Annotated in this window: 6 protein-coding genes; 2 read left to right on the forward strand and 4 right to left on the reverse strand. The window is 44.3% G+C overall.

All coding sequences use genetic code 11. From position 1 onward, the window contains the following. Nucleotides 1-61: 61 nt before the first annotated feature. Nucleotides 62-1162, reverse strand: coding sequence for a redox-regulated ATPase YchF (ychF, locus tag SP90_RS11135; RefSeq protein ID WP_066856012.1), 1101 nt, complete (start codon nucleotides 1160-1162; stop codon nucleotides 62-64). Nucleotides 1163-1418: 256 nt separating this feature from the next. On the opposite strand from ychF, the gene SP90_RS11140 reads away from it, so the two are divergent. Then, complete coding sequence (locus tag SP90_RS11140) at nucleotides 1419-1979, forward strand: rhodanese-like domain-containing protein (RefSeq protein WP_066856015.1); 561 nt, start codon at nucleotides 1419-1421, stop codon at nucleotides 1977-1979. A 123-nt stretch (nucleotides 1980-2102) separates the two neighbouring features. Here SP90_RS11140 and SP90_RS11145 read toward each other — a convergent pair whose 3' ends face one another. Both SP90_RS11145 and SP90_RS11150 read right to left on the reverse strand, forming a co-directional pair. After that, entirely contained in the window at nucleotides 2103-4160 is a 2058-nt protein-coding gene (locus SP90_RS11145) for a methyl-accepting chemotaxis protein (RefSeq protein ID WP_066856019.1), read from the reverse strand. Nucleotides 4161-4727: 567 nt separating this feature from the next. Then, on the reverse strand, nucleotides 4728-5003 hold the full coding sequence (locus tag SP90_RS11150; RefSeq protein WP_066856022.1) for a hypothetical protein: 276 nt from the start codon (nucleotides 5001-5003) through the stop codon (nucleotides 4728-4730). Between the two features lie 99 nt (nucleotides 5004-5102). Between SP90_RS11150 and SP90_RS11155 the strand changes: the two genes are divergently transcribed. Then, nucleotides 5103-5615: a hypothetical protein gene (locus tag SP90_RS11155; RefSeq protein ID WP_157471255.1), complete on the forward strand. Its 513-nt coding sequence runs from the start codon at nucleotides 5103-5105 to the stop codon at nucleotides 5613-5615. Nucleotides 5616-5874: 259 nt separating this feature from the next. Here the strand turns inward: SP90_RS11155 and SP90_RS11160 are convergent, their stop codons facing one another. Beyond that, nucleotides 5875-7326 carry a DUF438 domain-containing protein gene (locus tag SP90_RS11160; RefSeq protein ID WP_066856028.1) on the reverse strand — a complete coding sequence of 484 codons (1452 nt, stop codon included), beginning with the start codon at nucleotides 7324-7326 and terminating at the stop codon, nucleotides 5875-5877. Nucleotides 7327-7479: the final 153 nt, after the last annotated feature.

Below are 7479 nucleotides of genomic sequence, written 5' to 3' on the forward strand. Positions count from 1 at the left end.
CTCCCGAGTGAGGCTACTCTGCTAAAAAACAGAGTAGCCATGTCGACTTGGGAAGTGTGTACTATACATTAAAGAGGAAGTGAACAACATCCCCATCTTTAACGATATATTCTTTTCCTTCAGAGCGTAAAGCTCCGATGGCACGGCAGGCTGCTTCCGTTTTATTTTCTACGAACGCATCATATGCGATGACTTCTGCACGGATAAATCCACGCTCAAAGTCGGTGTGAATAACACCAGCTGCCTGTGGTGCTGTGTAGCCGTCAATAATTGTCCATGCGCGAACTTCTTTGACGCCTACTGTAAAGTAGCAGATAAGCCCCAGTGTGCGGTAGCTTGTCTGAATTACCTGTACAAGACCGCTTTCGCTGATGCCGTAAGATTCAAGAAGTTCCAGTGCCTCTTCTTCTTCAAGGCCTTGAAGCTCTTCTTCAACTTTAGCACAAATTTTTACAAGCTCGCATCCTCGACCGGTTGCAAACTCGCGCAGTGCGCAGACATGTTCGTTATCTTCTGCAAGGCCGTCTTCATCGACGTTTGCGCAGTAGATAATTTTTTTGTCTGTAAGCAATGCCAGTTCCTTTAACTGCTCTGCAAGCACGTCACTGTCGCGTTTAGGGAACGTAGATGCCGGGTTGCCTTCGTTAAGGTGATCCAGCAATTCCTTTAACCCGTCTACAACAGGAACCATCGCTTTGTTACCGCGTGTGGAACGCTGTAATTTTTCATGACGTTTTTCAACGGACTGAACGTCTGCAAGCAGCAGTTCTGTTTCAATTGTTTCCACGTCGCGGAGCGGGTCAACACTGCCGTCAACGTGGGTAATATTTTCGTCGTCGAAGCAGCGAATAACCTGCAGGATAGCGGCTGCTTCACGGATGTTGCCGAGGAACTGGTTGCCGAGTCCTTCGCCCTTGCTTGCGCCGCGTACAAGACCTGCGATATCGATAAAATCTACAGTTGCGTGGAGTGTGCGCTGTGGATTTGCAATTTCAGTGAGAATGTCAATGCGCTTGTCCGGCACAGGAACAGTCGCCTTGTTGGGTTCGATTGTGCAGAAAGGATAGTTGGCAGATTCTGCGTTCTGCGCCTTTGTGAGGGCGTTGAAAAGGGTAGATTTACCCACGTTCGGAAGCCCGACGATACCGATGCTCAGTGCCATAACTTTTTTCTCCAAAATAATTTCTAAATCTTTGGCTCCGCGCGGCTATAATTCTTTTTAGCCTGAAACACAAATTCTTTCTCCTGCTGAGCATGATTTTCCCGCTGTATAAATCAGGATAGTACTTTTTTGGGCTTGTGCGGTTTTTACGTTTCTTTTCCTCGTTCGCCAATGGGCTGGATTGATATAGTTGACAACTTGTTATTGTTAGTTATCTTTCCTAATAAAGTTCCATTCTCTAGTGAGGAGCAGTATTATGACACATGTACAGAAAATAGATCCGGTCGCTGTAGACGAGCTCGTTCATGAAAACAAGGCGGTTTTACTGGACATACGGACTCCGTCAGAGATTTTGGCACAGGAGATTCCTGATTCAGTTGTTATGCCGTTTGATTTGATATCCGCGGAGCGAATTGAAGATATAGTGGGAAAGGATAAGAAGGTTGTCTTTGTTTGCCGTTCTGGAAGCAGGGCAGTTCAAGCTGCTGAAGCGGTGTCGGGCAAAATTGATGCTGCAGTGCTTGATGGCGGCATAGTTGCGTGGGTGCGCAACGGATTGCCTGTCAACGAAGGAAGGTCAATAATTCCTATTGAACGACAGGTATTGATAACCATCGGAACGCTACTGTTACTTACTCTTTTCCTTAGTTATGCAGTTTCAACAATGTTTCTTGTGCTGGTGGCTTTTTTTGGTGCAGGAATGATCTTTGCCGGTATTACAGGAAGCTGCGGAATGGCTCGAATTTTATTGCTGATGCCGTGGAACAGTACTTCATTGTGCTCTAATAATTCATGCGCTGCGCAACGCCAGAAGTGATTAGTTGGAGCAGAGTGCTTGATGATACGTGCTAGCGATTAGCCACTTCAGTCAGTCTTTATCCTAGTGAAATATTACGAACCCCGCTTTGCCCCATTATCAGGCAAAGCGGGGTTCGTTGTGTTATTCTTTGCGGAGCCTTGTAATAAGTGACTGTAGTTGTTCTGATAGATTGGTGACTTCGTCGATAGTCCGCAGTGAGTTATCTACATTATCTGACGATTCTTGAGATATGCGGGCTACTTCTTCTACAGCAGTGCTTATCTGCTCGCTGGCAGCGGATTGTTCTTCAGCTGCTGTCGCAATGGCAGAGGCCTGATCTGCAGCATTGGATATTGCAGAAACAATTGAATCAAGAGAAGCGCCAGCCTCATGTGCAAGTGTTGTGGAGTTGTCCACGGCTTTTTCGGCAGTATCCATTTCTGCAATGTTGCGGCGGGTACCGTTTTGAATTGCTGAAATAACGTTGCCGACTTCCTGCGTGGCGTTCATGGTGTTTTCTGCAAGTTTACGTACTTCGTCTGCTACTACAGCAAATCCTTTTCCTGCTTCTCCTGCACGAGCAGCTTCGATTGCTGCGTTCAGGGCCAGCAGGTTAGTCTGATCCGCAATGTCATTAATCACAGCCATGATGCTGCCAATGTTATCAGCTTCTTTTCCCAGTTCACCAAGGCTTTGTTTCATGGTGTGTGTGATTGTTAGGACTTCATTGACTGATGCAATGACATCATCAACAAGTTTCTGACCTTCAGCTGCAAGGATTCGTGTTGCGTCGGTGCTTTGCACGGAGCCTGAGGCGTTACGCGCCACGTCCATAATGGTTGCTGTAAGTTGCTCCATGGAGGTGGCAGTTTCTTCCATGCGCCGGTTTTGAATATCAGTTCCCGTGCTTACGTCTCTTGCCTGTGCTGCAAGGGTGGTGCTGGCTTCCGAAAGAGTTGCTACAACTAATTCCAACTGAGTTGCTGCTTCCATGCTGTCATTTCTGGCAGCGATGGCATTTTGCTTTTCTTGTTCAGCTTGTGTGAGGGCATGCTGTGCCTCAGAAGTTTTTTTGTCTGCAAGTAGGGCTTGTTGATTTGCTTCTGCTATTTTCTTTTTAAGCTCCTCAACCATGCTGCCGGTGGACTTGATGAGTCTGCCAAGTTCGTCTTTCCGAGGGGCAGGACATGCTGCGTCCAGATTGCCACGAGCAATTTTCTCCGCATAGCCAACGCACTTATTAAGCGGGCCGGTGATGGAGCGCACAAATTTCAGGCTGATGGTAAGGGCGATGAGCATTAATCCTGCTGCAACGGCAAGTGTAATATAGAGGGCATTGTTTATTGCAGCGAAGAGCTCTGCCTTGTCTGCTTTTGTGACGAGGAACCAGCCTAATTCTGGAATGTAGTTCGAATACACATACCAGTCTGTTCCCTGTGCATCCGTATATTCAAAATGATACTTGTCCTGCGAAAGCATACGCGTTGCTTCGTCGCCGTATCCTGCAAAGGAAGCAACTGTACGTTTGTTGATGTACTCTTTGTTTTTGTGAAGACGGATAAGGCCTGCTTTATCTGCCATGTAGGTGACACCGTTTTTTCCTAACGTCATGGCTGTTATTTTTTTCACAAAAGAAGTTAAGCCGATAGACGTGGAAAGCACACCGGTAAAGGCGTTGTTGAGTTCAATGCGTCTGTTAATGTAGGCAACGGAGCCGAATGCCGGATCGTTTACATAAACATTAATTCCGATCTCTTCTCTGGAGTCTCCAAACTCATCAAGCCAGCCGTCTTCTTTACCCATCACTCGCGTAGAAAATGTGTCGCTGGTGGCTGAATAATATTTGCCGCTTTTTTTAGAGGCAAGTCCAACTCCTGATGTGTTGAGTTGAGTGCTTAAATTTAACAGCATAGGGTAGATGTTGTTAGAGGTACTTTTAGGCTCGCCGGCAGTAAGCCAGTTGAGTAGGAAAGGGTTTTTTGAAAGAGCCGTAAGATGAGAGGCCGGTAATAGCAGTTCTTTTTCAACCACTTCTAAAACACTCGAAATCTCTGCAGGCAGCTGTTCTTCAATGAGTTGTTTTTCAAGACTCTGGCGGGCAGTGTAGTTGTTAATGGCAGTAATGATGGTGCAGGTGAGAATCAACAGGGCGATAAGCATTATGTTAAGCCTAATGCTAATGCTGGAAGAGCGGTTCATCGTAAACTCCGGACTGAAAATAATGCAAAAATAAACAAATAAACAAAAAGAGATTGTAATAAGTTTTATGTGACAATGCGATGCCCATAAAATGAATTGAGCAAGTAAACAAAGTAGTTCTTTTGCGTACCACTTTTTATTTTCATGCCTTGTTAACTTTTGCATATTTGTAATCAACTGTAAATATTATGACCTTTTTATTTCAGATGCTTATTTTTTAGAAACATGGTTTGTGTTGAAAATGTAAAAAATAATCACAAAAATATATAAATGCATAAGTGTATGTATTGATAAGTTTTTACATATTGTTTTAGCATAAAAAAAGTATGTTGCATTGATTGTAAAGACAAGTGATGGGGGTGAATAATATATTATGCATGGTGCTAAATGAACAGTGCGTATTTAGAATGGTGATCTCTGGCTTTCATACATTGGCAATGCGTACTCAATAAGTGCAATACGTGCTGGCATTATGTATTAAATTACTGCTTCGAATGTAAAAAAAGTCCCTGACAGAATTTGTCAGGGACTTTTGTGTGTAAAAAAGGCAGCAGGAAAGGGAGAAAATTATGCCTTGTGACGCTCCCAAAGATCTAGCTCGATTGGGACAAGAGCAAGAATTTCAGAGCCGACGCCCCAAGCTGTCATTACTTCGTTAGCTACGAGTTCTTCCAGGCAGGTGTCCGGTTTTTTGAATTTTGCATCAGGGGTGATGCCGTTAATTGTGATGCGCCACTTTCTTTTTTCGTCAAAGAAGAGCACGCAATCAATGCCTTCGCGAGAATATGTGTACTTTGTAAATGGCGGCATTTTAGCCGCTTTTTGCTGATGAACTTGTTCCATGAGGGTTCTATACGCCATAAAAACAGAGGCGTCTACGGTACCGCGAAGAATGCATTTAGGAGAGAGAGGGCTGTATTGCACTGCATAAAAGAGTAGTTAGTGTTATGGATTTTGATGGTTGAACTCAATTTTGTGTGCATTGTTAAAAATCTAATAGGAAACCTTTTCTTTACCTTTGCTTGGGTGAGTATATCTGGTAAGAAAAATAAACTTTATGTAACAGGAGAGGTTATGTTACGAGGAAAATACGTACTATTGTACTGCATATGCTGTTTGCTGCTTACTGGTTGTATGAATAATGAACCGGATGGTACATTCAGCAAGGTTGTTTACTCTACTCTGTCATCCAAACATAAAGATAATGTTAAAGCATGGAGTGAGGATATTTTTTCTGATGGTGCATTGGTAAAGGCCGACAAGGCATTTTTCTGGGTTGATTCCGAGTATCGTGTTGTTGCTTTGAACAGGCGTGCACTTGCTATGGCAGACCCGCAAAGTGGAGTTTCTTCAGCAACACCGCAGTTGTTATCTGTAATCAATAGAAGTCTTGCGGCAAGCGGAAAGAAAAGTTTAAGCAGCCAGGGGGGCTGGAAACACTTTAAGTGGAATTAACCTTGCCATTCCGTTAGCAGGTTGTGACAGACACAAATATTGCGCACACGTGTTTCTGCATAGAGAGAGCTGTGGAATCAGCTTTATTACACAATGTACGCAATTTCTAAAAGTTGTTCCTATAGAGAGATTATTGCGTAGTGATACGCAATAAGATTTGAGTGCATCGTGAAAAAACAGGTGGAGTAAAACTACTCCACCTGTTTTTATATTTGCATGGTATGCAGACACCATGTTGTGTCCTGAATATGTTTGTAAGCTATTTCCAATTCAACAGCCGCTGCTCTCCAGTAAGAGCACGAATTCCAGTTACATCCTGTGAGACTTCAAGGCATCCCAGATAGGTTCCGTCTGTGTCACGCACTGCATAATAGCGGATATGGATAAAGATGCCGTTAAGTTCCAGCCAGAACTCGGCAATGTCTCGTTCCCCAGCTTTAAACGCTTTGAGGATTTGCTCTACCATGTGTACGCTTTTCGGTGGGTGGCACTTTGAAACATCCCTGCCGATGATTCCGGCACTGCGAGGGAATACGCGTTCCTCTGTTTGTGAGAAATAAGCGACTTTGTCTTCAGCGTTGACAAATGAAAGATCAACCGGAAGTGATTTAAGAATTGCGTTGATCACATGAGGCTCAAGTTCTCCTCTGTCCAAGGAGATCTCACCTGTCTGTGTATGAATTTTATCTGTTTGCGCAGGCGTCCACTCTGTTCCTGGGGTAATCCATGCATACCCGATTTCATCTTCGCCTGCGTAAACCTGTGCCCAGTCTTCATCAGAGAATGTTTCAAATACCATAGGGAAGAGGATGTTTTCTTCCTTATGAATCATGTCGCATACTGCCACTGCAAATTCATTGAGCGTTTCAAGTGTGGCAGGAACATCATCACCAGTAAGTTCTGTGCGGGCTTTTTTCAGCAACGCCCGAATGTCATCGTGCAGTTCCCACATAACTTGTGGCGGGGCTGTAAGGCCATGACGTTCCATAATCGGGAACAGTTGGTTTTCTTTGCGCTCGTAATGCCGGATGATTTCTGCAAGATCTTCAACAGCGGTAATCATACCACGTTTCGCAGCGAAATATTCGAGTGGATCCTTCGCGCCTTTAATGGTGTCCATAAGTTGTCTGGCTTTTTCGTCAGCCAGTTTGTTTTCTTGCTGGAAACTGTGGATAGGGTGACCGGCTGGCATGTCCGGCAGTGCGCTTTGCTCAACAGAATGTTCAAATAGCTCTACGTGAAGATCGCATAGCTTTTTGATCTCAGATTCCGGTATGCCTTCTGCTACGAGTTTTTGTTCCATTTGGCCGATTTCAGCCGGAGAAACGTTGTGCAGGAGGGTCAAGAAGTCTTTGCGAACTTCATCAACAGGAACACCGTTGTGTAGACGCAGCACGATGTTTTTTAGTGTTTCCACACGTTCATCATGTGTGGAGGGGCTGGAGCGTGGCGTGCTTTCGTTTGGATTTATGAGGGTTATGTTGTCGCCGGTGTGTCGAAATATTTGACCAGCCAGTTCCAGTAGAAATTCACCAAGATCCAGATGGCCCATGCCAGCGGCCTGTTCAAGCGTTGCAACGCTCCCGATGGTTTTGCGCATGATGGGATTTTTAAGTTTGGAAAATTTTGGTGATCTCTCAACGAGATAGTCCAGTAGAAAAGGATATTCTTTAAGGAGTCCGCCGATTTTTGTTTTTTTCGAGAGTTCCATTGCTTTTCTCCGAGGATAACTGTTGTTCGACGCTTTCACCATAGCATAGAGCGTTCAGAATTTGTTGGAATAAATTGGTATTTTTGAGGTGAGAGTGTTTTTTATGTAACTGTTTAAAATTATGTATTAAAAAAATATGCAAAACGAAAAAGG

Origin of the sequence: Halodesulfovibrio spirochaetisodalis (assembly GCF_001672295.1) — a bacterium.
GTDB lineage: Bacteria > Desulfobacterota > Desulfovibrionia > Desulfovibrionales > Desulfovibrionaceae > Halodesulfovibrio > Halodesulfovibrio spirochaetisodalis.